The following is a 22,602-nucleotide window of genomic DNA, read 5'->3' as shown; positions in this document are numbered from 1 at the left end:
TAAGGATGCGTGTCAGACCCTCGAAGAATAAAGCTTTCAATGGCGCCGCGCGATGGCGTCGATCCAGTAGCGGGTGGACGGGTCCTGTTCGATCGCTTGCGGCGAATCCAGTTCGTGCATGATGCCCTTGGCCAGGGCCTTGCCGAACTCGACCCCCCATTGATCGAAGGGGTTGATGCCCCAGATCACGCCTTGCGTGAATACCTTGTGTTCGTACAGGGCCAGCAGCGCGCCCAGGGTATAGGCTTCCAGGCGCGGCAGGACGATGAGCGAGGACGGGCGCCCGCCCGGGTGGACGCGATGCCGGGCCAATAGCCGCGCGCGTTCCGGGTTGCTTTCGGTCGCGGACGTTTCGGCCAGCGCTTCTTCGAAGGTCTTGCCCCGCAGCAGCGCGGAGCGCTGCGCCAGGCAGTTCGCGATCAGCAGTTCATGGTGCCGCGCATAGGCATGGGCGGGCTGTTCGCACAGGATGAAATCGACGGGTGCGCCCGCCGTGTCCTGGTGCAGCCACTGGAAGAAGGTGTGCTGGCAGTCGGTGCCCGACATGCCCCATACGGCCGGGCCGGTGGGCACGCCGGCGGGGCTGCCGTCGGCGGTGGCAACCTTGCCCAGCGATTCCATTTCGAGCTGCTGGGCCCAGGGGACGATGTGATAGAGACGCGAGTCGTACGGGGCGATCACCAGCGAGTCATAGCCCAGCACGCTGCGGTTGACCACGCCGGCCAGCGCAAGCTGCACGGGCGCGTTCTCTTCGAAGGGCGCGGTGCGGAAATGCTCGTCCATGGCGTGGGCGCCGGCCAGCAACTGGTCGAAGACGTCGTTGCCCAGCGCCAGCGCGATCGGAAGACCGATCGCCGACCACAGCGAATAGCGTCCGCCAACCCAATCCCAGATCTGGAAGATGTGGTCGGGGAGGATGCCCAGGTTGAGCGCAGCCTCGACGTTGGCCGTGATGGCCACGACCTGCTTGATCGGATCGGCCACGCCGGCATCGCGCAGCCAGTTCATCGCCACTTCGGCGTTGGCCAGCGGTTCGGTGGTCGTGAACGACTTGGAGGCGACGATGACCAGGGTGTCGTGCGGATCCAGGCGGCTCATCGCGTCGGCGACGGAATGCGAGTCCACGTTCGACGCGAAGCGTACTTCGCGGCGGGCGCCGCCGTAGCGCAACGCCCGCGTGACCAGCCGCGGACCCCAATCGCTGCCGCCGATGCCAAGGTGCAGCACGCAGCCGTAGCGGTCCGCCGCGTCGGCCTCTCGGACGAATTCCCGCAGGCGCTCGCGTTCGGCCAGCACGGCCTTGGCCACCATGGCAGGCGGTTCGGGCGCCCGCAAGGCGGTATGCCAGGCGGCGCGCTTTTCAGTCCAGTTCGCGTTGCCGCCATCGAACAGGCAGGCGCGGGCGGCGTCGAAGCCCTGCTGGGCCAGCAGCGCCTTCTCGGCTTTCTGCAGGGCGGGCGAATATGCTTGCGCGCTCAGGTCCAGGCGCAGCCCCGGGGCGCTGATGAGGCGCAATTGCTCTCCTCGCTTGGGGGCGGAACGCGTCGCGGCGATGAACTGTTGCCACGCTGGGCTGTGCGATAAGGACATGGGCAGTCTAGAAAGGCAGATTGGCTTGCGGAGCGAGCTTGCTCAGTTCGCGGCGGAAGTCGGCTTGGATGCGTTCCAGCGCGGCTGCCGTCTGCGCTTCGAAGCGCAGCACGACGACGGGCGTGGTGTTCGAGGGCCGCGCCAGGCCGAAGCCGTCCGGGTACTCCGCGCGCACGCCATCGATGGTGATGACGCGCTTCGCGCCGGGGAACTGCCCCTGGTCCTGCAGAGCCTGGACCAGCGTGAAAGGCTGGCCTTCTTCCATTTCGAGCTTGAGTTCCGGTGTCGAGACGTCCTGCGGCAGGGCTTCCAGCATGGCGCAGGGATCGGCGGCGCGTGACACGATCTCGAGCAGGCGGGCGCCGGTGTAGAGCCCGTCGTCGAAGCCGTACCAGCGTTCCTTGAAGAAGATGTGGCCGCTCATTTCGCCGGCCAGCGGCGCGCCGGTCTCGGCCAGCTTGGCCTTCACCAGCGAATGGCCCGTTTTCCACATGAGCGGCACGCCGCCGGCCGCTTCGACCGACAGGCCGACGTGGCGGCTGCACTTCACGTCGTAGATGATGGTGGCGCCAGGATTGCGTTCCAGCACGTCGCGGGCGAACAGCACCAGCTGGCGGTCCGGCCAGACGATCTGGCCGGACTTCGTGACCACGCCCAGGCGGTCGCCGTCGCCGTCGAACGCCAGGCCCAATTCGCAGTCGGTCTCGGCCACGCACTTGATCAGGTCCTGCAGGTTCTTGGGTTCGGCGGGGTCCGGGTGGTGGTTGGGGAAGGTGCCGTCCACCTCGCAGAACAGTTCGGTAACCTCGCAGCCCAGGGCGCGGAACAGCGCGGGCGCCACGGCGCCGGCCACGCCGTTGCCGCAGTCGATAGCGATCTTCATGGGCCGCGCCAGCTTGACGCCCGAGGCCACGCGCGCGACGTAGGCGGCCACCAGGTCCAGCTGGCGGCGCGTGCCGGCGCGCGCCGCGGCGGCCGGGGCCGGGCCGTTCATGGCGGCGGCCAGCGACTGCACGTCATCGCCGTAGAGGGCGCGCCCACCCATCATCATCTTGAAGCCGTTGTACTTGGGCGGATTGTGGCTGCCGGTGATCGCCACGCCCGAGCCCGTCTGCATGACGTTGGCGGCGAAGTAGACCAGGGGCGTGGGCACCATCCCGATGTCCAGGGTATCCACGCCGCCTTCCAGCATGCCTTCCTGCAGCGCCACGGACAGCATTTCGCTGCTCAGGCGGCCGTCGCGGCCGACGACCAGCGTCTGCACGCCTTGTTCGCGCGCGCGGGCGGCCAGCGCCGCGCCCAGCGCGCGCGCGAAGCGGGCGTCGATCAGGTCCGGCACGGTGCCGCGGATGTCATAGGCCTTGAAGACTGCGGCGGGAAATTGCGTGTTGTTGCCCACGGCGATTCCTTTGGTAAGGGGTTACAGCGCGGGTGTCCGCCAGGTTTAATGGTAAACCCGTATGTCAATGCGCGCCTGGCAAAGGGCCAAGGCGGAATTATCCTCCATTGGAGGTCGCCCTTCATCCGGCGGATGGCGTAGGGCATTTGCCGCCGGGGCGCCCGGGCGGGGCTGCCCCGGCCTGGTGCGTGGAACGGCCGCTTCCGCCTTGTTCCGGTGCGGTTTGCGGGCGCCGGCGGGCGGCGCTCCCCGGGGGCGGAGCATGGCATGGAACTTGCTCGGCACTCGAAGGTGATACGCTTGCTATGCAAGCAGAAAGACCGGGAGGGGCACATGGGTGCAAAAGTTTCTACTGTCATGCCATCGGGAGGCGCCACCAGCCGGCGGGGCCCCCCCACGGACTATGCCGGGCCTGCCGCGGGCCGCGAGCGCCGGCTCGATATCCATGTGTTCGTCTCCGAGTCGGGCAGCCTGGCTACGGGCCGCGCCTGGGAACGCTGCGTCTGGCGCGAAGCCCGGGTCCTGATCGCCGAATGTCCGGCGCCGCACCTGCCGTCTTCCGTCGAGAACGCATTGCGCACTGTCGCCGCCGACGTGGCGCGCGACCACGGCTGGCAGGGCATGGGCACGGTCGCTTTCGCGCTGGATGACCGCAGCGGCGTGTTCCGCGTGATCAGCGCCGAGGCGCAGGCCCATTCGGGCGCGGCCATGGCCGATTGCGAACCCGTCGCCGGCCATGCGCTGGAAGTCCGCATCGACGGCTGCGTGGATCGCCGCCTGCCCTGCACGCGGCTCCTGGTGTGCGGGGCGACCCGCGGCGAGGCCCTGCGCCGCGCCTACCGGGCCCTGTCCGAAATGCCCGGCCCCGCCGGCATCGACCGGGCGTTCCTGATGAACCGTATCGCTTCGCGCGCCTTCTGCTCCGGCCTGACCGGCACGCGGCTGGACCAGGCGGTCGGCTGAGGGCGGTTTGCCGGGCCGTTCAGCCCCTACAATAGTCCGCACATCCCTTGATCCGGCGCCTGGGCGCGACCAGGCCTTACTTGTGCGGCGCATATGACTTTGCTGAGCGAACTTCAGGCCCTCCTGGGCGCATCCCACGTGCTGACCGGCGCCGATGCCGACACCTACGTGCTGGACTGGCGCCGCCGCTATCGGGGGGCGGCACTGGCAGTCATCCGTCCGGGTTCCACGGAGGAAGTGGCGGCGGCGGTGAAGCTGTGCGCCACGCATGGCGTGCCGTTGGTGCCGCAGGGCGGCAATACCGGCCTGTGCGGCGGCGCGACGCCCGACGCTTCCGGCACCGCGATCGTCCTGTCCACCGCGCGTCTGACCGCCGTGCGCGCCGTGGATACCGATAACGACACAATCACCGTGGAAGCGGGCTGCGTCCTGCAGGCCGTGCAGGAAGCGGCCGCCGCGGCAGACCGGTTGTTCCCCCTGAGCCTGGCCGCGGAGGGCAGCTGCACCATCGGCGGCAACCTCGCGACTAACGCCGGCGGCACGCAGGTGCTGCGCTATGGCAACACGCGCGACCTGACGCTGGGGCTGGAGGTCGTGACCCCGGAAGGCGAGATCTGGAACGGCCTGCGCGGCCTGCGTAAGGACAACACCGGCTACGATCTGCGCGACCTGTACATCGGCAGCGAGGGAACGCTGGGCATCATCACCGCGGCCACGCTGAAGCTGTTCCCGCGGCCGGTGGCCTCCTGCACGGCGCTGCTGACGCTGGACAGCATCGACAGCGCCGTGGAACTGCTGTCGCGCGCCCGCTCGGGCTTCGGCGCCGCGCTGACCGGCTTTGAACTCATGAGCGGCGCGTGCCTGCAGGCGGTCGTGCGCCTGTTCCCGCAGCAGCGCCTGCCGTTTGAAGGCGAGTCCGCGGCCTCCCCGTGGTTCGCCCTGCTGGAACTGTCCGACAGCGAAAGCGAGGCGCATGCGCGCGAACGTTTCGAGGCCGTGCTGGGAGCCGCTATCGAAGACGGGCTGGTTAACGACGCCGCCATCGCGGCCAACGTGGCGCAGAGCAAGGCGCTGTGGCAGCTGCGCGAGAGCATTCCGCTGGCCGAAGCCGAGCTGGGCAAATCCGTCAAACACGACGTGTCCATTCCCATCTCATCCATCGCCGGCTTCGTGCACAACACGAACGCCTTGCTGCAGGCCCGCTTCCCAGGCGTGCGCCACGTGATCTTCGGCCACCTGGGCGACGGCAACCTGCACTACAACGTGGCCAATGCGCCGGGGCAGACCGAGGCCGAGCTGCTCGCGCTGCAAAGCGACATCTATGGCGTGGTGCACGACAGCGTGCACGCCCACGACGGCTCCATCAGCGCCGAGCATGGCGTGGGCCAGCTCAAGCGCGACGAGCTGCCGCGCTACAAGAGCCCCGTGGAACTGGCGCTGATGCGCAGGATCAAGCACGCGCTGGATCCGCAGGGGCTCATGAACCCGGGCAAGGTCCTGCAGGCATAGGGCGCGGGGCACGAAGGAAACACGAGGGAATCCAGACCATGGCAGCCAGTCCCGCGGCGGGCGCGAATTGCAGAGTTCTGATCGTCGAAGATGATCCGGTCATCGCCGGCAACCTGTACTCCTTTCTGGAGGCCCGCGGCTTCCTGCCCGATACGGCCTATTCCGGGCCCGCGGCGCTGCAGCGCCTGGCGGAGCAGCGTTTCGACGCCGTGATCCTGGATATCGGTCTGCCGGGCATGGACGGCAATGCCGTGCTGCATACCCTGCGCAACGACAGGCGGCTGGACGTGCCGGTGCTGATGCTGACCGCGCGCGACAGCCTGGAGGACAAGCTGGCCGGCTTCTCGCACGGCGCCGACGACTACCTGACCAAGCCTTTCGCGCTGCTGGAGGTCGAAGCGCGCCTGCTGGCGCTGATCCAGCGCGCCAAAGGGTCGACCGTGGATTCGGTGCGCGCCTTCGGCCCCCTGCAGTACGACACCCGCAGCCGCGCCGTCTCCGTCAATGGCAATCCCGTCCACCTGACGCGCAAGGCGGGGCTCATTATCGAAGCCCTGCTGCGGGATCCGGGCAGGGTGGTGTCGCGCGAAGAACTGGAGTCGGTGCTCTGGGGCAACGAGCCGCCGTCCTCCGACGCGCTGCGCAGCCAGGTGCACCTGTTGCGCCGCGCGCTCGCCGATGCCGGTTTCGATGGCATCGAGACCATACACGGGACCGGATGGCGCCTGTCCCTGGACGGCGGGGCGGCGCCATGACGGTCGCCTCGAGCGGCACGCTCACCCAGCGCGTGGTGTGGGCGCTGACGGGAACGGTGGCGCTGTTCGTGACGGCGCTCGCCCTGCTGGCCTACCTGACCTTCGACCAGATGGAAGACGATCTGGTCAACGACATTCTGAATACCGAAATGGACCGGCTGGTTCAGCATGCGCGGGTCAGCGACGGCTTCCTGCCGCGCGAAGGCGTGCGCGAACTGGGCGGCTCGATGCGTGCCTGGGTGAGCGTGGGCGGGGGGCGGCCCGCGGGCATCCCGGAGGAAATCCTGGCCCTGGACAGCGGCCTGCACCTGATCGAGCCGGGCGCCTATACCTGGCACGTCATGGTGGCCGAAACGGGCCGCAGCAAGGTTTATCTGTTGTACGACGCCACCGACAACGAAGAGCGGGTCCATGACTTCGGCCTGATCGTGCTGGGCGTGGGCGCCATCTGCGTGGTGGGGGCCTATGCGCTGTCGCGGCGCGTCGCCGCCGTGGCGGTCGGTCCGCTGCTGGACCTGACGGACCGGCTGGCGACCTGGGCGCCCGGGTCGCCCGACATGGCCGTCACGCGCGACGACGAGGCCGGGCGCCTGATCGAGGCCTTCAACCGGGTGCAGAATCAGGTGGACAGGTCGATCGCCCGCGAGCGCGAATTCGCGGGCAACCTGAGCCACGAAGTGCGCACGCCCCTGGCGGCGATCCGGTCGGACAGCGAATTGATGCTGCTGACCCAGGCGCTGACCCCGGACCAGCGCGAGCGCCTCGCCCGCGTGGTGGATAACGTGGACGACGTCATCGTCAGCCTGGAGAGCGCCCGCGCCATGGCGCGGGACCAGCTGCGCCCGCCGGAACCGGTGGATCTTTCCGCCTGTATGGAAGACGCCTGGCGCGGCTACGAAGCGAACGCGGCGCTGGCGAAGCTGCGATTCGACAACCAGATCTCCGTCGGGCACGTCCGCACGCTGGACCGCTATGCCTTGCTGACGGTATTGCGCAACCTGGTCCGCAACGCCGTCGAGCACGCCGCGCCGGCGACGCTGACGGCCCGCCTGGCCGTCGACGGGGCGCTGGAGCTGGCCGACGACGGCAAAGGCATTGCCGCGGAAGACCTGCCGTTCCTGTTCCGCCGCTACTACAGCGGCCGCTTGCGGGATTCCGGCATGGCGGCGGCCGACGAAGCGGCGCGGGGGCTGGGCCTGGCGATCGCCAAGCGCGTCTGCGACATGCAGGGGTGGTCGCTGGCCGTCGCGTCATCCCGGGAAGCCGGGGCGAGGGGAACGATCTTCACGCTGCATTTCGAGGATGGGGCGCAACAGCCGGCGGCGGCGATGGGCGCGCAAACGCGAATTTGACGAAATTTCGACTGTCGGCGGCTTACGCTCTGCGTTTGCCCGACGCGCCTCCTCTGCCCATCGACCATGCTGCCCCTATCGCTGCCCGAGCTTCGGAAGCCGACGGCCGCCTCGTACCTGTTCAGCCATGTCATCGCGGTGACGCTCGTCCTGGCCTGCCTGGCCTGGTGGGCCAATGCTTCCGGGCTGGACCTGCGCATCGCGCGGGCGTTGTTCGACACCACCCTGGATGATTTCCCCCTGCGCGCCAACCGCTGGCTCGACCTGATCGGCCATCGCATGGTGCTGGCCTTGCCGATCGGCATCGGGCTGGCCTCCGTGGGCGTGGCGGCGGCCAGTTACCGGATACCGGCCTGGCGGCCCTGGCGCGGGCCGGCGCTGGCGGTGGCGGCAACCTGCCTGGCCGGGCAGGTGCTGGTGAACCAGCTGAAACACCACACGACGCTGCCCCGTCCCTACGATCTGGATACGCTGGGCGGATATACCCCCTATCCGTTGCACTGGTGGACCTGGGCGCGGGCAAAGGCCGGGGGCGCCCTGCCCAGCGGCCATGCCGGCGCGGGCTATTCGATGCTGACCCTGTATTTCGCGGGGTGGGCGCTGGGACGTCCTGCATGGCGCTGGGGCGGGCTGGCCATCGGCATCGCCGCCGGCGCGAGCTTCTCCGTCGTCCGCATCCTGCAAGGCGCCCATTTCCTGAGCCAGACGCTCTGGTCGGCCGCATTGCTGTGGTTCCTGGCGGCGCTGTGCTTCTATCCGCTGATCGCGGTCCAGCCGGCGGGTCATCGTACAACCCCGCACGTATAATCGACAGGCGCGAGTTTTCAGCGCCTCGCGTTGCACAACCGCTTTCGGATCCTCCTGATGACCGCTCCCGCCGAATCCCCCGTCTTGCCGCGGCGTCGTCCCCGGAACCTGGCCCAGGGCCTGGTCGAGAGCATCTCGGAGCGCATCCGCGGCGGCGACATCCGGCCGGGCGATAAGCTCCCGACCGAATCCGAAATCATGCGCCAGTTCGGCGTGAGCCGAACCGTCGTGCGCGAGGCCTTGTCGCGGCTCCAGGCGTCGGGCCTGGTTGAAACCCACCATGGCGTGGGCACCTATGCGCTGGAGCCCAGCGGCGGCGGCGATTTCCGGGTGGACCCGGCCGACATCGCCACCGTGCGTGACGTGCTGGTGCTGCTGGAACTGCGCATCTGCCTGGAAAGCGAGGCCGCGAGCCTGGCCGCCGGCCGGCGCACCGACACCCAATTGCACGAGATGCGGCGTGCGCTGGACGCGTTCAAGGCGGCGCTGGACAGCGGCGGCGACACGGTCACGCCGGACTTCCAGTTCCACCTGCTGATCGCGCAATCCACCGAGAACCGCTATTTCGCGGATCTCATGTCGCACCTGGGATCGGCCATCATCCCGCGCACCCGCATCAATTCCGCGAAGTTCGCGCATGAAGACCGGGCGGCCTACCTGGCGCGCGTGAACCTCGAACACGAGGACATCTACAGCGCCATCGTGCGCCAGGACCCCGAAGGCGCGCGCGCAGCTATGCGCACGCACCTGAGCAACAGCCGCGAACGCCTGCGGCGCGCGCAATAGCGCAGGCATGGGGGTAAGCCGCGCCAAACCGCGTTAATCTTGCCCGTTTTCTTTTTTTCGACGACGAGGCGGCATGGTTCTGCTCGGTACACACAGCATTTTTTCCATTGAGCAGGCATCCCAAGGCCAGCGGGGGGCGGGTTCATGCGCCGCTTGACCCTCAGGTTCATCATTGCCGTCCTGGCGCTGCTGACGCTTTCGCGCCTGGGCCTGGCGTTCTGGATGTGGGACCGCGTGGAGGCGGCCGGTGGGCTGGCGCCGCTGCTGTTGGGCGGCCTGCGCATCGACGTCTGCCTGATGTCGATGGTGATCGCGCTGCCGGCGGTGTTCTCGCCGTGGTTCGGGCACCGGCCGCTGGCCGCCCGCATTACCGCCTGGTGGTTCCGCGTGTGGTGGATGCTGTACGTGCTGCTGGAGGTCTCCACGCCGCAGTTCATCGCCGAATACGACACCCGGCCGAACCGCCTGTATTTCATCTACCTGCTCAACCCCAAGGAAGTCGGGTCCATGCTGTGGCAGGGCTACAAGGGGGTGCTGCTGGCCGCTTTCGTGGTGCTGGCGCTTGCCGCGTGGATGGCGATCAAGCTGTTTCCGACCCGGGTGCGCGACCCTTTCATGTCGTGGTGGAAGCGGCCGCTGGCCTCGCTCGTGATCCTGGCGCTGGTGTTCCTGGGCGCGCGCGGCACGCTGGAGCATCGTCCGATCAATCCGGCCAAGGTCGCGTACAGCTCGGACGCTATGGTCAATGCGCTGGCGCTGAATTCGCTGTACAGCGTGTTCGACGCCGCCTACCGCATGCGCGACGAACGCTCGTCCGCGGCGATGTATCCCAAGATGTCCGTGGACGAGATGAACGCCATCGTGCGCGACAAGGCTGGCATGACCGGCGCGCCGCTGGATCCGCGCTATCCCAGCCTGCACGAGCAGAAGGCCACCGTGCGGCGCGGCAAGCCCCTCAACGTCGTGATCATCCTGCAGGAAAGCCTGGGCGCCCAGTACGTGGGCAGCCTGGGCGGGCGCGACCTGACGCCCAATATCGACCGGTTGGGCAGGGAAGGCTGGATGTTCCATCGCGCCTACGCCACGGGCACGCGGTCGGTGCGCGGCATCGAAGCCGTCACGGCGGGCTTCCTGCCCAGCGTGGCTGACGCCGTCGTGAAGCTGCCGCGCTCGCAGACCGGCTTCTTCACGCTGGCGCAGCTGCTCGGCAAGCATGGCTACCATTCGCGCTTCGTGTACGGCGGCGAGTCGCACTTCGACAATATGCGCGCCTTCTTCCTGGGCAACGGCTTTGACGAAATCGTGGACCGCCCCAAGTTCGTGGACCCGGTGTTCGAAGGATCGTGGGGCGCATCGGACGAAGACATGTTCAACCAGGTGGACCGGCTGCTGCGCACCGACGGCGACAAGCCCGTGTTCACGCTGGCGTTCTCGGTCACCAATCACTCGCCCTGGGAGTACCCGTCCGGACGCATCACGCCCGTGGGGGATCCCGCCTCGGTGGACAACACCGTGCGCTATGCGGACTGGGCGCTCGGCCAGTTCTTCGACAAGGCGAAGCAGGCTCCCTACTGGGACAACACGGTGTTCCTGGTGATCGCCGATCACGATTCGCGGGTCTATGGCTCGATTCCGGTGCCGGTGCGGCACTTCCAGATCCCGGCGCTGATCCTGGGGGCCGGCATCGCGCCCCGCCAGGACGACCGCCTGGTCAGCCAGATCGACATGGCGCCCACCTTGCTGTCGCTGATCGGCCTGGACAACGTGAACCCGATGCTGGGGGTGGACCTGACGCAGCGCGACCCCAACCGCGCGATGATGCAATACGCCGACAATTTCGGCTACCTGCAAGGCGACAAGCTGCTGGTGCTGGAGCCGTCCAAGCCGCCCAAGGAGTTCCGTTATGAAGCGGCGCCGGTGGGCCGGGACGAAATCTACGACCCGGTGCTGCCCGCGGATCCGACGCTCACGCAAGAGGCGCTGGCGCACGCCCTGTGGGCGAGCTGGGCATACCGCGAGGAGAAATACCGCTTGCCTTGAAGGGGTATTTTGTCCCTGGGCGGGGCCCGTCGCATGCCGGCCGGGTTGATCCTGCGCAAGCCATTTTCCGTCCGGCGGCCGCAAACTGGCGGCCATGAATTTTCCAGATCAGCCCTCCGACGCGGCCCGCGCCGCCGCCATGCAACGCAGCACGGATGCTCCTGGCAAGCCCTTGCCGCAACGCCGCGCCTTGCCGGTGCCGCGCGGCCGGTTTGCATGGATGACCGGCGCATTCAGCGTGGCGCTGCTGGCCGTCAGCACCGTGTTCTGGTGCCTGCTGCTGTTTCCGGTGGCATTGCTCAAGCTGCTGCTGCCTTTCGCCGCGGTCAGGCGCCGCGTCGACCCGGTGCTCAACGCCATTGCGACGGCCTGGGTGTCCAGCAACGCCGGCTGGTTCGCGCGCATCCAGCGGGCGCCGTGGGATATCCAGGGCCATGCCGGGCTGCGCTATGCGGACTGGTATCTGGTCAACTGCAATCACCAGTCGTGGGTAGACATCTTCGTGCTGCAGCATTCGCTGAACCGGCGCATCCCCCTGCTGAAGTTCTTCCTGAAGCGCCAGCTGATCTACGTGCCGGTGATCGGCCTGGCCTGGTGGGCGCTGGACTTCCCGTTCATGAAACGCCATGGCAAGGCCGAATTGCGCCGCAACCCCGCATTGGGGCGCGAGGACCAGGAAGCCGCGCGGCGCGCGTGCGAGAAGTTTTCGCTGGTGCCGACCAGCGTGATGGTGTTCGCCGAAGGCACGCGCTTTACCGACGCCAAGCGGGCCGCGCAGGCCTCGCCGTACCGTCATTTGCTAAAACCCAAGGCGGGCGGGCTGGCGGTGGCGCTGAACGCGATGGGCTCGCGCTTTCGCTCGATGATCGACGCCACCATCGCCTATCCGGAAGGCATACCCAGCTTCTGGGACCTGGCTTGCGGCCGTGCTGGGCAGGTGGTCGTGCGCATGCGGCAGCTGCCGGTGCCGCCGGCCTTCTGCGACGCCGACTACACCCGGGACAAGGCTTTCCGAACGGAATTCCACCATTGGCTGGGGCAGCAGTGGCAAGCCAAGGATGACGAGATCGAGCGGCTGACGGCGCGCCGCGCAAACTGAGCGCGGGCGCCGCCAGCTCCTCGGGATCAGGCGCGCGCCGGCAGGACCGTGCCCGAGCTTTCCCCGAAGCCGATCCGCGGGTAGCCCGCCTTCACGCATTCGGCCCGCATGATGACCTGGTCGCCGTCTTGCAGGAAGGTGCGCTTTTCGCCCCAGGGAAGTTCGATCGGCGCCTTGCCGCCGTTGCTCAGTTCGAGCAGCGAGCCGGCTTCGGCGGCCTGCGGGCCGGACAGCGTGCCCGTGCCCAGCATGTCGCCCGGCTGCAGGTTGCAGCCATTGACCGTGTGGTGCGTGATCAGCTGCGCCACGCTCCAGTAGGCGTCGCGGAAGTTGCTGCTCGACAGCGGGGCGGGAGGCCGCTTTTCGGCACGCGACTTCTCTGTGGTCAGCAGCACTTCCATTTGCACGTCGAAAGCGCCCTTGGCGCGGTTCGCGTCGGATTCCAGGTAGGGCATCGGCTGCGGCTCGGACGGGCCGCGGTTCCATTGTGTGCGGAACGGCGCCAGCGCTTCCAAGGTGACGACCCAGGGCGAGATCGTGGAGGCGAAGTTCTTGGCCAGGAAGGGGCCGAGGGGCTGGTATTCCCAGGCCTGGATGTCGCGGGCCGACCAATCGTTCAGGATGCACAGGCCGAACACGTGCGATTCGGCGTCCGCCAGCTTGATCCGGTCGCCTTGCGCGTTGCCGGTGCCAACGAAGATGCCCAGTTCCAGTTCGTAGTCCAGGCGGACGCAGGGGCCGAATTGCGGCGCCTCGCCTTCGTTGGCTGGGCGGGTCTGGCCGACGGGCCGGGGGAACTTCTGATCCACGCCGATGCTGGACGCGCGTCCGTGGTAGCCGATGGGCACCCACTTGTAGTTCGGCAGCAGGGGATTGTCGGGACGGAACTGCTTGCCCACCGCAGTGGCGTGGTGCACCGAGATGTAGAAGTCGGTGTAGTCGCCGATGCGCGCCGGCGTGGCGTATTCGGCGTCGGCCTGGGAGACCAGCAGCGGCTCGATGGCGCCGCGCAGGGCGGCGCCTTCGCGCAGGGCGCGCGACAGCGCCAGGCGCAGCGCGCTCCAGTGCGCCTGGCCCAGCGCCATCAGCCCGTTCAGGCTGTCGGCGGCGCAGGCCGCCAGGGCCTCGGCGGCCAGGCCTTCGAAGGGCTGGCTGGCGCCCAGCGCGGCCAGGTCCAGGATCTGGTCGCCGATGGCGACGCCCACCCGGAACGGCTCGGACGTGCCCTTGCGGCGGAACGAGGCGTACGGCAGGTTCTGCACCGGAAAATCGGACGCGTTCGTGTTGGCACTGGCGATCCAGCTCTTCAGGGACGGGTCGTGGGTTTCATTGATGGTGGTGGTCATGGCTGCGTGTCTCTTTCAGTGTTGTGATTCGTGCTGCCCCAGAGGGGCAAAAAACCAAATGCCAAACGGCGATGAGCTTGCGCTCATCGCCGCGGGCGTGGCAAGCCGGGGCTTTCCCGTCACGCCTTCTTGGGATCGAAATGCTTGGCGAGGCCCTGCCAGCACCGGTAATAGTCGCCCTGCAATTCTACCGAGGCCAGCGCCTGTTCCGTGGGGCGGATGACGCGGCGGGTCTCGAACATGAAGGCCATCGTGTCGCGGATGTAATGGGCCGTGCCGGTGTCGGCGTGGGAGGCCTTTTCGAAGGTTTCCGCGTCGGGGCCGTGGCCGCTCATGCAGTTGTGCAGGCTGGCGCCGCCGGGGGCGAAGCCGTCGGCCTTGGCGTCGTAGACGCCCTGGATCAGGCCCATGAACTCGCTGGCGACGTTGCGGTGGAACCAGGGCGGACGGAAGGTGTTTTCCATGGCCAGGATGCGCGGCGGGAAGATCGCGAAGTCCATGTTGGCCGTTCCCGGGGTGTCCGACGGCGCGGTCAGCACGGTGAAGATCGAGGGGTCCGGATGGTCGTAGCTGATCGAGCCGATGGTGTTGAAATTGCGCAGGTCGTACTTGTACGGCGCGTGCGTGCCGTGCCAGGCGACGACGTTCAGCGGGGAGTGGTCGATGGAGGCGCGCCAGAAGCCGCCCGTGAATTTCGCGATCAGTTCGAAGTCGCCATCCTGGTCTTCGTACCAGGCTGCGGGCGTTTTGAAGTCGCGCGCGTTGGCCAGGCAGTTCGAGCCGATGGGGCCCAGCTCGGGCAGGCGCAGCGCGGCGCCGAAGTTCTCCAGCATGTAGCCGCGGGCGGTATCGTCCAGCAACTCCACGCGGAAACGCACCCCACGGGGGATGACGGCGATTTCGAGGGGCTCCAGGTCGATCAGGCCGAGCTCCGTGGCCAGGCGCAGGCGGCCTTGCTGCGGCACCAGCAGCAGTTCGCCGTCGGCGTTGTAGAAGTAGCGGCCCTGCATCGAGCGGTTGGCCGCGTACAGATGGATGCCCACGCCGCCCTGTTCGTCGGGGCCGCCGTTGCCGCCCCAGGTTTTCACCCCTTCCAGGAAATCGGTGGGAGCGGCCGGAATCGGCATCGGGCTCCAGCGCAGCTGGTTGGGCGTGACGGGGCCGTGGCCGAACGTGCTGAGCCAGCCCGAGGCGCCTTCAAAGGGCTCGAAGGGCTTGTGCTGGGCGCCGGGACGGATGCGGTAGAGCCAGGAGCGGCGGTTTTCGTTGCGGGGCGCCGTGAAGGCCGTGCCCGAGAGTTGCTCGGCATACAGGCCATAGGGGCACTGCTGCGGCGAATTGCGGCCCACCGGCAGTGCGCCGGGCAGGGCCTCGGTGGCGCAATCGTTACCGAAACCGGTTTGGTATTGCAGTTCCATGGAATCCTCCTGGGCGGCGGCGCGGTGCTTGGCCGCGCGGCCTGGTTCAGATGGCCCGTCCGGAGCGGGTCCGCAGGGCGATATGCCATTGTCGGAAAAATTCTCCCTTGCGGCTACGGGAATGCAAAAATAGAGACTATAAAATTTGTGAATAATGGAGAGGCCCATGGCCGAGCTGCGCGACGTCGATCTGAACTTGTTGCTGCTGTTCCAGCATTTGCTTGAAGACCGCAACCTGTCGGCGGTGGCGCGCCGGATGGACCTGTCGCAGCCGGCCGTCAGCAATGCGCTGCGCCGCCTGCGGGAGGCCTTCGGCGACGATCTGTTCGTGCGCACCGGGCAGGGCATGCTGCCCACGCCGCGCGCGCAGCGCCTGGCAGGCCCCGTCAGCGAGGCGCTGACCGTGCTGTCGCAGGCGCTGAAGGACCAGGACGTCTTCGACGCCACGACCAGCACCCGCCGGTTCCGGGTGGCGATGACGGACGTGGGCGAGATCCATTTCATGCCCCGGCTGATGGAAGTGTGCGTGCAGGTCGCGCCGCAGGTGCGTATCGATTCAGTGCGCATCCAGGGGCCGGACCTGCCCCGGGAAATGGAGGCGGGGCGGGTCGATCTGGCGATCGGCGCCTTCGATGAGATGGGGGCGGGCACGCTCGCGCGCATGCTGTTTCGCCAGGGGTATGCCACCCTGTTCCGGCAGGCGCACCCGACAGCGCACGCCGGCATGGGCATCAAGGCGTTCCGGGCCGAGCGCCACCTGATCGTTTCGCGGGCCGCGCCCTACGGGCAGGTGAACCAATCCATGGAACGCGCGGGCGTGGACCTGGCCGAGCACTTCAGCGTGCCGCATTTTTCGGCGGTGCCGTATATCGTGAGCGCCACCGACCTGCTGGCCACGGTGCCCGAGAAACTCGCCGCCAGCGCCGCGCCGCCGTTCGGCTTGCGCTTTATGACGCCGCCGGTGAAGGTCCCCGCGCTGCAGACCAATCTGTACTGGCAGCGCAGGGTGGACCGCGATAGCGGCAACCAATGGTTGCGCGCGCTGATCGTGAACGCGTTCGCGGTCGGGGCGTGAGCCGTACCGGGGCGGGCCCCGGCTCGGCGCGCACCCGCCGTCAGGCGGGCGGCACGACCGACGCGCGCGCCTGGCGCAAGGCTTCGCGCAGCACGTCCATGTCGCCCAGGTGGTTGGCTAGCAGCAGGATCAGCGCCGCATTGAGCTCCTGGCTCTGTTCGTTGCTCAGGTCGCGGTGCGTGTCGATCAGCGCTTCGTAGAAGTCGTCCGGCGAGATCAGGTTGGTTTCGGTAATCAGCATGATGGAGGACCTCGGGGTTCAGGCGCGGCCCGTGGCGCGGTTGACCGCCGCCGCGATGGCGGCGGCGTCGAAGGCTCGCCAGCGCGCGGCGATGTGCTGGTCGGGGCGGATCAGGTAGGCGGTGCCGGTCTGCGCGTCGTAGCGCTTGCCCAGGCAGCCTTCGCGGTCCGTCACCGCGGCCAGTTCCCCGGGCAGCGCGGACAGATCGCATGGCGGGCTGGCCACCAGGACGGCCTTGACCGGCACGGGCGCCAGGCGCAGCGCCTGCAGGGCGAGCAGCGCCTCGCGGCCGGGCAGGGCGTCCCCGCAGAACAGCGCCAGCACGAAGCCGCCATCCAGCTGCGACAGCCACCAATCCGGCGTGCCCTGCGTTTCCACCGGCGCGTCCAGCGCAACGGCGCCGGGCACCATGCGGCCCGTGAAGGCGTCCGCGTCGGGCGTGTTCAGCGGCGAAGCCGCGTAGGTAGCGGGCAGCGACAGACGGCCGCTGTTGACCAGCGAGCGCGCGAAGGGGTGGGTCTTGGCCAGGTTCAGCACCGCGTTGCGGAAGCTGCGGCTGATGTCGCTCTTGGGCGTGATGAAGTCGGTGGCGCGCGAGGAATTCAGGATGTTCTCGTCGGCGGCGTATTCGCGTTCGGCGCCGTAGCTGTCGATCAGCGTGTCGGGCGCCTGGCCGGCCAGCACCAGTTTCAGCTTCCACGCCAGGTTCTCTGCGTCCTGCACGCCGCTGTTGGCGCCGCGCGCGCCGAACGGCGATACGCGGTGCGCGGAGTCGCCGGCGAACACGATGCGGCCGTGGCGGAACTTGTCCATGCGCTCGCACGCGAAGGTGTAGACGCTGACCCATTCCAGTTCGAAGCGCGCGTCGGGGCCGAGCAGGGCCCGGATGCGGGGCAGCACGTTTTCCGGTTTGACGGCCTCGATGGGATCGGCATTCCAGCCCAGCTGGAAGTCGATGCGCCAGACGTTGTCGGGCTGCCGGTGCAACAGCACGGACTGGTTGGGATGGAAGGGCGGGTCGAACCAGAACCAGCGTTCGGTGGGGAAGTCCGCCTGCATCTTGACGTCGGCGATAAGGAAGCGGTCGCGGAAGATGCGGCCATGGCTTTCCTGGCCGATCAGCTTGCGCACCGGCGAACGCGCGCCGTCGCAGGCGATGAGCCAGTCGGCGTGCAGCGTGTATGCGCCGTCGGGGGTCTCCACGTTCAGGACCACGCCGTCATCGCGCTGCTCCACGCCGGCGACCTTGTTCTTCCAGCGCAGATCGATATTGGGTTCCTGGCGCGCCTGTTCGTACAGATAGCCTTCGGCGTAGTACTGCTGCAGGTTGATGAAGGCCGGGCGGCGATGGCCGGGCTCAGGCAGGAGGTCGAAGCGCCACACTTCCTGCTCGCGGAAGAAGACCTTGCCCACGTTCCACGACACGCCCTTGTCGATCATGCGTTGACCCACGCCCAGACGGTCCCAGATCTCCAGCGTGCGCTTGGAGAAACAGATGGCGCGGGATCCGGTCGACAGCCGGAAGTCGTCGTCCAGCACCACCACGCGCACGCCCTGGCGCGCCAGGTCCAGCGCCGTGGTCAGGCCGACCGGGCCGGCTCCCACTACCACCACCTGATGGCGCGCAAGCTGGCTGGCCGCCTGGTCGGCGTGCTTTTCATAGGCGAACTCCATCGCCTGAAAATCGATGTCTCCCACGGTTGTCTCCTGTGTGGGTCATTTTGTTTTTATGCGCCGACGCCGCGCGCTGCCTGGCGGCGCGCGATTCCGGTTCCTGCTCGGCGGGGAGGGGCCGTTTGCCGCGGCCCCTTCGGGTCAGCCTTCCAGCTGCGCCCACATTTCCAGGTCGCGCTTGTCGGTCCAGATGCGCGGGTCGTTGTAGCCGGTGGCCTCGTCATAGGCGCGCGACACGTCGAACGGCATGCAGTGGTCGAAGATCACCCAGTCGCTGTAGCGCGGCTTCATGAAGTCGTAGACCTCGCGGTAGATGGTCTTCAGGTCCTTGCCTTCGGCCACGCCGCGGTTCACGGCGCCGTACAGGTCGGTCAGGAAGGCGCGAGTGCCGGCCAGGCCCTGGCGGACTTCGGTGGCGTTCTTGAGCGCCGGGCCGCGGCCGGGGACCATTTTTTCGGCTTCGAAGCCCGACAGCGCGTCCAGCGTCGTGGGCCAGTCGCGGAAGTAGGCGTCGCCGCAGTAGGGGGTGGACTGGTATTCGACCAGGTCGCCGGCGAACAGGATCTTCTGCTCGGGCAGCCAGGCGATGGTGTCGCCCTTGGTGTGGCCGCGGCCCACTTGCAGCAGCTTGACTTCCAGGTTGCCCAGGTTGACGGTCATTTCGCCCTTGAACGTCATCGTCGGCCAGACCAGGCCGGGCGGAATCGATTCGGCGTTGCGGAACAGGCGGGGGAAGCGGCCGATTTCGCTGGCCTTGTCCTGCTCGCCGCGCTCGGCGATCAGGTCATAGGTGTCGCGGCTGGCCAGGATTTCCTGCGCGTCGTAGGCGGACGCGCCGAACACGCGCACCGCGTGGTAATGCGACAGCAGGATGTACTTGATGGGCTTGTCGGTGACTTCGCGGATGCGGCGGATCACGTCTTGCGCCATGACGGGAGTGGCCTGGGTGTCAATCACCATGACAGCCTCGTCGCCGATGATCACGCCCGTGTTGGGGTCGCCTTCGGCCGTGTAGGCATAGGCGTTGTCGGACAGTTTTTCGAACGAGACGACCTTGTCGTCCAGGTCGGCGTGCGAGGCGAATTGCTTGCTCATGGAGGCTCCTTCCACTTTTATAGGAATAGGGGTGTGGAAGAAATATAGCGCGGCGTTAGTGTTTGTGCAATACGTTTGCTATAAACAAATGTCCTTGTTTTTACAGGGATTTCCCGTGGATTCCGGGTGGGCGAAGGCTTAATTCCTTTGGCATTTCGGGCAGTAGTAGGTTGCGCGCTGGCCCTGCACGAAGCGCCGGATCGGGGTGGCGCAGGCGCGGCACGGCTGACCTTCCCGTTCATAGACCGCCGCGTGGATCTCGAAGTAGGCCCCCGGCTCGCCCGTGGCGCCGACATAGTCGCGCAGGGTGCTGCCGCCCGAGGTGAGAGCGTCGGCCAGGGTGGCGCGCACCATGTCCGCCAGCCGGTCGCAGCGGGCCGGCGAAAGCTTGTTGGCTGGGGTCTTGGGGTTGATGCGGGCCCGGAACAGGCTTTCCGATGCATAGATATTGCCCACGCCCACTACCGCCATGCCCGCCAGCAGCACCTGCTTAACGGCGGCGCCATGGTTCTTGAAATGGCGGTGCAGCCACGCCCCGTCGAAGCGCGGGTCGAAGGGCTCGATGCCCAGCTTGGCCAGCAGGGGATGGGCCTCGATGGGGCCGTCGGACTCGGGGTGCCACAGCACCGCGCCAAAGCGCCGCGGGTCGTGCAGGCGCAGCACCGCCTGATCGAAGATCCATTCGACGTGGTCGTGCTTGCGCAGGAATTCGCCCGGGGCGACGCTGCGCAGGGACCCCGACATGCCCAAGTGCACGATCTGGGTGCCGTGCTCGAAGCGCAGCAGCAGGTACTTGCCGCGGCGCGCGCACTCCAGCACGGCGCGGCCGCCGACCAGGGCAGGCAGATCCGGCGGGATGGGCCAGCGCATGCGGGATTCGTGGACGACCAGCCGCGTCAGCGTCCGGCCGGTGATGACGGCGTCTATTCCCCGACGCGTGGTTTCGACTTCAGGCAGTTCCGGCATGAGCCAGTGTAAGATCATCAATTGCGTGTACGAAGATTGTGCCATCAACCGGACGGGCCGCGTGAAGTCGTCTTTCAAACCAATGAACATCGGGATTGCCGCGCTTGCGCTTGCGCTGGCAGCAATACTGACCCCGCCGGCGCAGGCCGCCGACAGCCGGACCCGCGATGCGACCGGGCCCCGCATGGCGCCCCAGAGCCGCCAGCCTGAAACCGAGGTGATCCGTCTGCGCCCGGGCCAGTTACCCTATGTGTCGCTGACCGCCGACATCTTTTATCGTGTGCTGGCATCCGAGATCGCCGCGCAGCGCGGTATGTACGGTTCCGCAGCGACCACCATGCTCGGCCTGGCCCGGGACACCAGCGATCCCCGGCTGGCCCGCCGCGCCCTGGAATTCCAGCTCGCCGGCGGCAACCTGCCCGGCGCGCTGGAGGCAGCCCGTGTCTGGGCGCGTCTGTCCCCCAACGACATCGAGGCTAGTTCCACCGAACTGGCGCTGGCCGCGGCCAATGGCCAGACCAAGGGCCTGGCGCAGGCGCTGCGCAACCGCATCGACGCCTCCCGCGACAAACCCGCCGCCATCGGCCAGGCGCTGGCCGTGCTGAGCCGGCTCAACGACCGCCGCCTGGCCCTGCGCATCCTGGACGAATCCCTGAGCGACAACGTGCGCAAGCTGCCCGCCGCGCACCTGGCGCTGGCGGACGTGGCCTCCGCCGCGGGCGACTACGAGCGGGCCGCCCAGGAGTCCCGCGCGGCCCTGGCCGCCGATCCCAAATCCGAGGCGGCCGCCCAGCGCGTGCTGGAATACGGCTCCAAGGTGGATCCGCAGCGCGCGCAGGCCGAGGCCCGCGCCTATATCAACCGCAATCCCAATGCGCGCAAGGTGCGCCTGATGCTGGCCGGCCAGTTGGCCGATAGCGGCGATTACAACGGCGCCCTGGCCGAATTGCAGGCCATGTCGCGCCGCTCGCCGGAAGATTTCGACCTGCTGTTCATGCAGGCCCAGTTGGCCTACAAGGCCGGACAGCTGCCGCAGGCCAAGACGCTGCTGCAGCAATACCTGGATGTGCAGAACCAGCGCCAGCGTGCGACCGTGCCCGGCGCCACCGACGCCGGCGCCGCGGCCGCCGACGCCCACGTGCTGCTGGCCCGGATCGCCGAAGACCAGGGCCACTACGACGATGCCATCGCCGAACTGGGCCGCATCGACGACCCGACCTTGCGCTATTCCGTGCGCATGCGGCAGGCCGCGCTGCGCGCCAAGAGCGGCAAGATCGACAGCGCGCTGTCCATGATCGATGCCGCCGGCCCCCAGGACGACGAGGAACGCACGTTGGGCGTGCTGACCAAGGCCCAGATCCTGCGCGACGCGGACCGCGTGCCGCAGGCGGTTTCGGTGCTCGAGGCTGCCGACCAGGCCATGCCCGACACGGTCGAGATCAAGTACGAGCTGGCCATGCTCTATGAGCGTGAGAACCGCCTGGCTGACCTGGAGCGCATGTTGCGCCAGGTCATCGCGCTGGATCCGGATCACGCGCACGCTTACAACGCGCTGGGCTACACCCTGGCCGATCACAACCAGCGCCTGCCCGAGGCTCTGGATCTGATCACTCAGGCGCTGGAGCTGGCGCCCAACGATCCCTTCATCCTGGACAGCATGGGCTGGGTGAAGTACCGGATGGGCGATTCCACGGCCGCCGCGGATTACCTGCGCCGCGCCTACAGCGTGCGTCCGGAAGCCGACATCGCCGCGCACCTGGCGGAAGTCCTCTGGAGCCAGGGCAAGCAAGACCAGGCCGTCGACCTGCTGCGCGCCGCGCTGCAGAAGGATCCAAAGAACAAGACCGTCCAGGACGTGATCAAGCGCCTGGGGGTCCGTCTGTGACCGCGGCAATCCCGCGCCTGCGCGATGCTGCGATGTTGCTGCGCTGGGCGCTGATGGCGATGCTGGCAGCCGTGCTGGCCGCCTGCACCACCCCCAAGCCGATCGAAGGCGCCAGCGCCGACGCGTTTTCACGCATCGGCCGCTTTGCGCTCACCGTCAATGAAGAAAGCGGCAAGCAGAATGCGGTGCAGGGCGGTTTCTCCTGGTCGGATGACGGCCGCCGCTATGTGCTCGACCTGACCAATCCGCTCGGTTCGACCGAAGCCCGCGTGGAAGGGCGGCCGGGCGCCGCCAGCCTCACCAAGGCCGACGGCACGCGCCTCGTCGCCGACAACCCCGATGCCCTGGCCGGAGAGGCGCTGGGCAGCAGCGTGCCCGTGTCGGGCCTGCGCGATTGGCTGCGCGGCAAGCTGGCTCCGCAGCCGGAAGCCACCGAGGTCACCAGCGATGACCTGGGCCGCCCGGTGGCGTTCGAGCAAGGCGGCTGGCGCGCGCGCCTGTCGCGCTACGACGCGCTGGGGCCGCAGCTGCTGGTCCTGGAGCGCCAGGAGCCGGGCCGCCGCATCCTGCTGCGGCTGGTCGTCAACCAACCCTAGTTTCGC

At 67.9% G+C, this 22,602-nt stretch carries 19 protein-coding genes; 11 read left to right on the top strand and 8 right to left on the bottom strand.

Annotation, left to right across the window (positions count from 1 at the left end; translation table 11 throughout):
• Window positions 1-36 precede the first annotated feature (36 nt).
• Together pgi and AGI3411_RS27000 are read right to left on the bottom strand one after the other, a co-directional pair.
• Window positions 37-1,590 (bottom strand): glucose-6-phosphate isomerase, encoded by a 1,554-nt coding sequence (pgi, locus tag AGI3411_RS27005; protein ID WP_129530391.1) that lies wholly within the window; start codon window positions 1,588-1,590, stop codon window positions 37-39.
• Between the two features lie 7 nt (window positions 1,591-1,597).
• Window positions 1,598-2,989 carry a phosphomannomutase/phosphoglucomutase gene (locus tag AGI3411_RS27000; RefSeq protein WP_129530390.1) on the bottom strand — a complete coding sequence of 464 codons (1,392 nt, stop codon included), beginning with the start codon at window positions 2,987-2,989 and terminating at the stop codon, window positions 1,598-1,600.
• A 333-nt stretch (window positions 2,990-3,322) separates the two neighbouring features.
• Between AGI3411_RS27000 and AGI3411_RS26995 the strand changes: the two genes are divergently transcribed.
• From AGI3411_RS26995 to AGI3411_RS26960, 8 genes are all read left to right on the top strand, one after another.
• Window positions 3,323-3,952 carry a BPTD_3102 family carboxylase-like protein gene (locus AGI3411_RS26995; RefSeq protein WP_165359285.1) on the top strand — a complete coding sequence of 210 codons (630 nt, stop codon included), beginning with the start codon at window positions 3,323-3,325 and terminating at the stop codon, window positions 3,950-3,952.
• A 93-nt stretch (window positions 3,953-4,045) separates the two neighbouring features.
• Entirely contained in the window at window positions 4,046-5,461 is a 1,416-nt protein-coding gene (locus tag AGI3411_RS26990; protein ID WP_129530389.1) for an FAD-binding oxidoreductase, read from the top strand.
• 38 nt (window positions 5,462-5,499) lie between these two features.
• Complete coding sequence (locus AGI3411_RS26985; RefSeq protein ID WP_129530388.1) at window positions 5,500-6,216, top strand: response regulator transcription factor; 717 nt, start codon at window positions 5,500-5,502, stop codon at window positions 6,214-6,216.
• Window positions 6,213-7,568 carry a sensor histidine kinase gene (locus AGI3411_RS26980; RefSeq protein WP_129530387.1) on the top strand — a complete coding sequence of 452 codons (1,356 nt, stop codon included), beginning with the start codon at window positions 6,213-6,215 and terminating at the stop codon, window positions 7,566-7,568. The genes AGI3411_RS26985 and AGI3411_RS26980 overlap by 4 nt, the downstream gene beginning before the upstream one ends.
• Window positions 7,569-7,634: 66 nt before the next feature.
• The gene (locus AGI3411_RS26975) at window positions 7,635-8,375 is read left to right on the top strand and encodes a phosphatase PAP2 family protein (RefSeq protein WP_129530386.1); all 741 of its coding nucleotides are present in this window, start codon (window positions 7,635-7,637) and stop codon (window positions 8,373-8,375) included.
• Between the two features lie 57 nt (window positions 8,376-8,432).
• Window positions 8,433-9,161: a FadR/GntR family transcriptional regulator gene (locus tag AGI3411_RS26970; protein ID WP_129530385.1), complete on the top strand. Its 729-nt coding sequence runs from the start codon at window positions 8,433-8,435 to the stop codon at window positions 9,159-9,161.
• Between the two features lie 144 nt (window positions 9,162-9,305).
• Window positions 9,306-11,201 (top strand): LTA synthase family protein, encoded by a 1,896-nt coding sequence (locus AGI3411_RS26965; protein WP_129530384.1) that lies wholly within the window; start codon window positions 9,306-9,308, stop codon window positions 11,199-11,201.
• A 196-nt stretch (window positions 11,202-11,397) separates the two neighbouring features.
• Entirely contained in the window at window positions 11,398-12,300 is a 903-nt protein-coding gene (locus AGI3411_RS26960; RefSeq protein WP_129530401.1) for an acetyltransferase, read from the top strand.
• A gap of 26 nt (window positions 12,301-12,326) precedes the next feature.
• Here the strand turns inward: AGI3411_RS26960 and fahA are convergent, their stop codons facing one another.
• Together fahA and hmgA are read right to left on the bottom strand one after the other, a co-directional pair.
• Window positions 12,327-13,646 carry a fumarylacetoacetase gene (gene fahA / locus AGI3411_RS26955; RefSeq protein WP_129530383.1) on the bottom strand — a complete coding sequence of 440 codons (1,320 nt, stop codon included), beginning with the start codon at window positions 13,644-13,646 and terminating at the stop codon, window positions 12,327-12,329.
• A gap of 119 nt (window positions 13,647-13,765) precedes the next feature.
• Window positions 13,766-15,064: a homogentisate 1,2-dioxygenase gene (gene hmgA / locus AGI3411_RS26950; RefSeq protein ID WP_129530382.1), complete on the bottom strand. Its 1,299-nt coding sequence runs from the start codon at window positions 15,062-15,064 to the stop codon at window positions 13,766-13,768.
• A gap of 166 nt (window positions 15,065-15,230) precedes the next feature.
• Between hmgA and AGI3411_RS26945 the strand changes: the two genes are divergently transcribed.
• Window positions 15,231-16,139, top strand: coding sequence for a LysR family transcriptional regulator (locus AGI3411_RS26945; RefSeq protein WP_129530381.1), 909 nt, complete (start codon window positions 15,231-15,233; stop codon window positions 16,137-16,139).
• A gap of 40 nt (window positions 16,140-16,179) precedes the next feature.
• Here AGI3411_RS26945 and AGI3411_RS26940 read toward each other — a convergent pair whose 3' ends face one another.
• The 4 genes from AGI3411_RS26940 to mutM all read right to left on the bottom strand — a co-directional run bounded on the left by AGI3411_RS26940 (window position 16,180) and on the right by mutM (window position 20,115).
• Window positions 16,180-16,383, bottom strand: a complete 204-nt coding sequence (locus tag AGI3411_RS26940) for a DUF2783 domain-containing protein (RefSeq protein ID WP_129530380.1) — start codon at window positions 16,381-16,383, stop codon at window positions 16,180-16,182.
• Between the two features lie 15 nt (window positions 16,384-16,398).
• On the bottom strand, window positions 16,399-18,078 hold the full coding sequence (locus AGI3411_RS26935) for an FAD-dependent oxidoreductase (RefSeq protein WP_129530379.1): 1,680 nt from the start codon (window positions 18,076-18,078) through the stop codon (window positions 16,399-16,401).
• A gap of 117 nt (window positions 18,079-18,195) precedes the next feature.
• Window positions 18,196-19,149 carry an MBL fold metallo-hydrolase gene (locus AGI3411_RS26930; RefSeq protein ID WP_129530378.1) on the bottom strand — a complete coding sequence of 318 codons (954 nt, stop codon included), beginning with the start codon at window positions 19,147-19,149 and terminating at the stop codon, window positions 18,196-18,198.
• Between the two features lie 138 nt (window positions 19,150-19,287).
• On the bottom strand, window positions 19,288-20,115 hold the full coding sequence (mutM, locus tag AGI3411_RS26925; protein WP_129530377.1) for a bifunctional DNA-formamidopyrimidine glycosylase/DNA-(apurinic or apyrimidinic site) lyase: 828 nt from the start codon (window positions 20,113-20,115) through the stop codon (window positions 19,288-19,290).
• Here mutM and AGI3411_RS26920 point away from each other — a divergent pair.
• Together AGI3411_RS26920 and lolB are read left to right on the top strand one after the other, a co-directional pair.
• Entirely contained in the window at window positions 20,114-22,000 is a 1,887-nt protein-coding gene (locus AGI3411_RS26920) for a tetratricopeptide repeat protein (RefSeq protein WP_129530376.1), read from the top strand. The two genes, mutM and AGI3411_RS26920, sit on opposite strands and share 2 nt — an antisense overlap.
• Window positions 22,001-22,032: 32 nt before the next feature.
• The gene (lolB, locus tag AGI3411_RS26915; RefSeq protein ID WP_129530400.1) at window positions 22,033-22,596 is read left to right on the top strand and encodes a lipoprotein insertase outer membrane protein LolB; all 564 of its coding nucleotides are present in this window, start codon (window positions 22,033-22,035) and stop codon (window positions 22,594-22,596) included.
• Window positions 22,597-22,602: the final 6 nt, after the last annotated feature.

It is taken from the genome of Achromobacter agilis, from assembly GCF_900496965.1.
Lineage (GTDB): Bacteria > Pseudomonadota > Gammaproteobacteria > Burkholderiales > Burkholderiaceae_B > Achromobacter > Achromobacter agilis.
Note: the sequence above shows the minus strand (reverse complement) of the source record. Positions and strands in the feature narration are given on the sequence as shown.

Bases quoted from the DNA above. Each gene is read 5' to 3' on its own strand.
- AGI3411_RS26945 (WP_129530381.1), top strand. From the start codon at position 15,231: ATGGCCGAGCTGCGCGACGTCGATCTGAACTTGTTGCTGCTGTTCCAG.
- AGI3411_RS26990 (WP_129530389.1), top strand. From the start codon at position 4,046: ATGACTTTGCTGAGCGAACTTCAGGCCCTCCTGGGCGCATCCCACGTG.
- lolB (WP_129530400.1), top strand. From the start codon at position 22,033: ATGTTGCTGCGCTGGGCGCTGATGGCGATGCTGGCAGCCGTGCTGGCC.
- hmgA (WP_129530382.1), bottom strand. From the start codon at position 15,064: ATGGAACTGCAATACCAAACCGGTTTCGGTAACGATTGCGCCACCGAG.
- fahA (WP_129530383.1), bottom strand. From the start codon at position 13,646: ATGACCACCACCATCAATGAAACCCACGACCCGTCCCTGAAGAGCTGG.
- mutM (WP_129530377.1), bottom strand. From the start codon at position 20,115: ATGCCGGAACTGCCTGAAGTCGAAACCACGCGTCGGGGAATAGACGCC.
- AGI3411_RS26975 (WP_129530386.1), top strand. From the start codon at position 7,635: ATGCTGCCCCTATCGCTGCCCGAGCTTCGGAAGCCGACGGCCGCCTCG.
- AGI3411_RS26985 (WP_129530388.1), top strand. From the start codon at position 5,500: ATGGCAGCCAGTCCCGCGGCGGGCGCGAATTGCAGAGTTCTGATCGTC.
- pgi (WP_129530391.1), bottom strand. From the start codon at position 1,590: ATGTCCTTATCGCACAGCCCAGCGTGGCAACAGTTCATCGCCGCGACG.
- AGI3411_RS26980 (WP_129530387.1), top strand. From the start codon at position 6,213: ATGACGGTCGCCTCGAGCGGCACGCTCACCCAGCGCGTGGTGTGGGCG.
- AGI3411_RS26995 (WP_165359285.1), top strand. From the start codon at position 3,323: ATGGGTGCAAAAGTTTCTACTGTCATGCCATCGGGAGGCGCCACCAGC.
- AGI3411_RS26970 (WP_129530385.1), top strand. From the start codon at position 8,433: ATGACCGCTCCCGCCGAATCCCCCGTCTTGCCGCGGCGTCGTCCCCGG.
- AGI3411_RS26930 (WP_129530378.1), bottom strand. From the start codon at position 19,149: ATGAGCAAGCAATTCGCCTCGCACGCCGACCTGGACGACAAGGTCGTC.
- AGI3411_RS26920 (WP_129530376.1), top strand. From the start codon at position 20,114: ATGAGCCAGTGTAAGATCATCAATTGCGTGTACGAAGATTGTGCCATC.
- AGI3411_RS26965 (WP_129530384.1), top strand. From the start codon at position 9,306: ATGCGCCGCTTGACCCTCAGGTTCATCATTGCCGTCCTGGCGCTGCTG.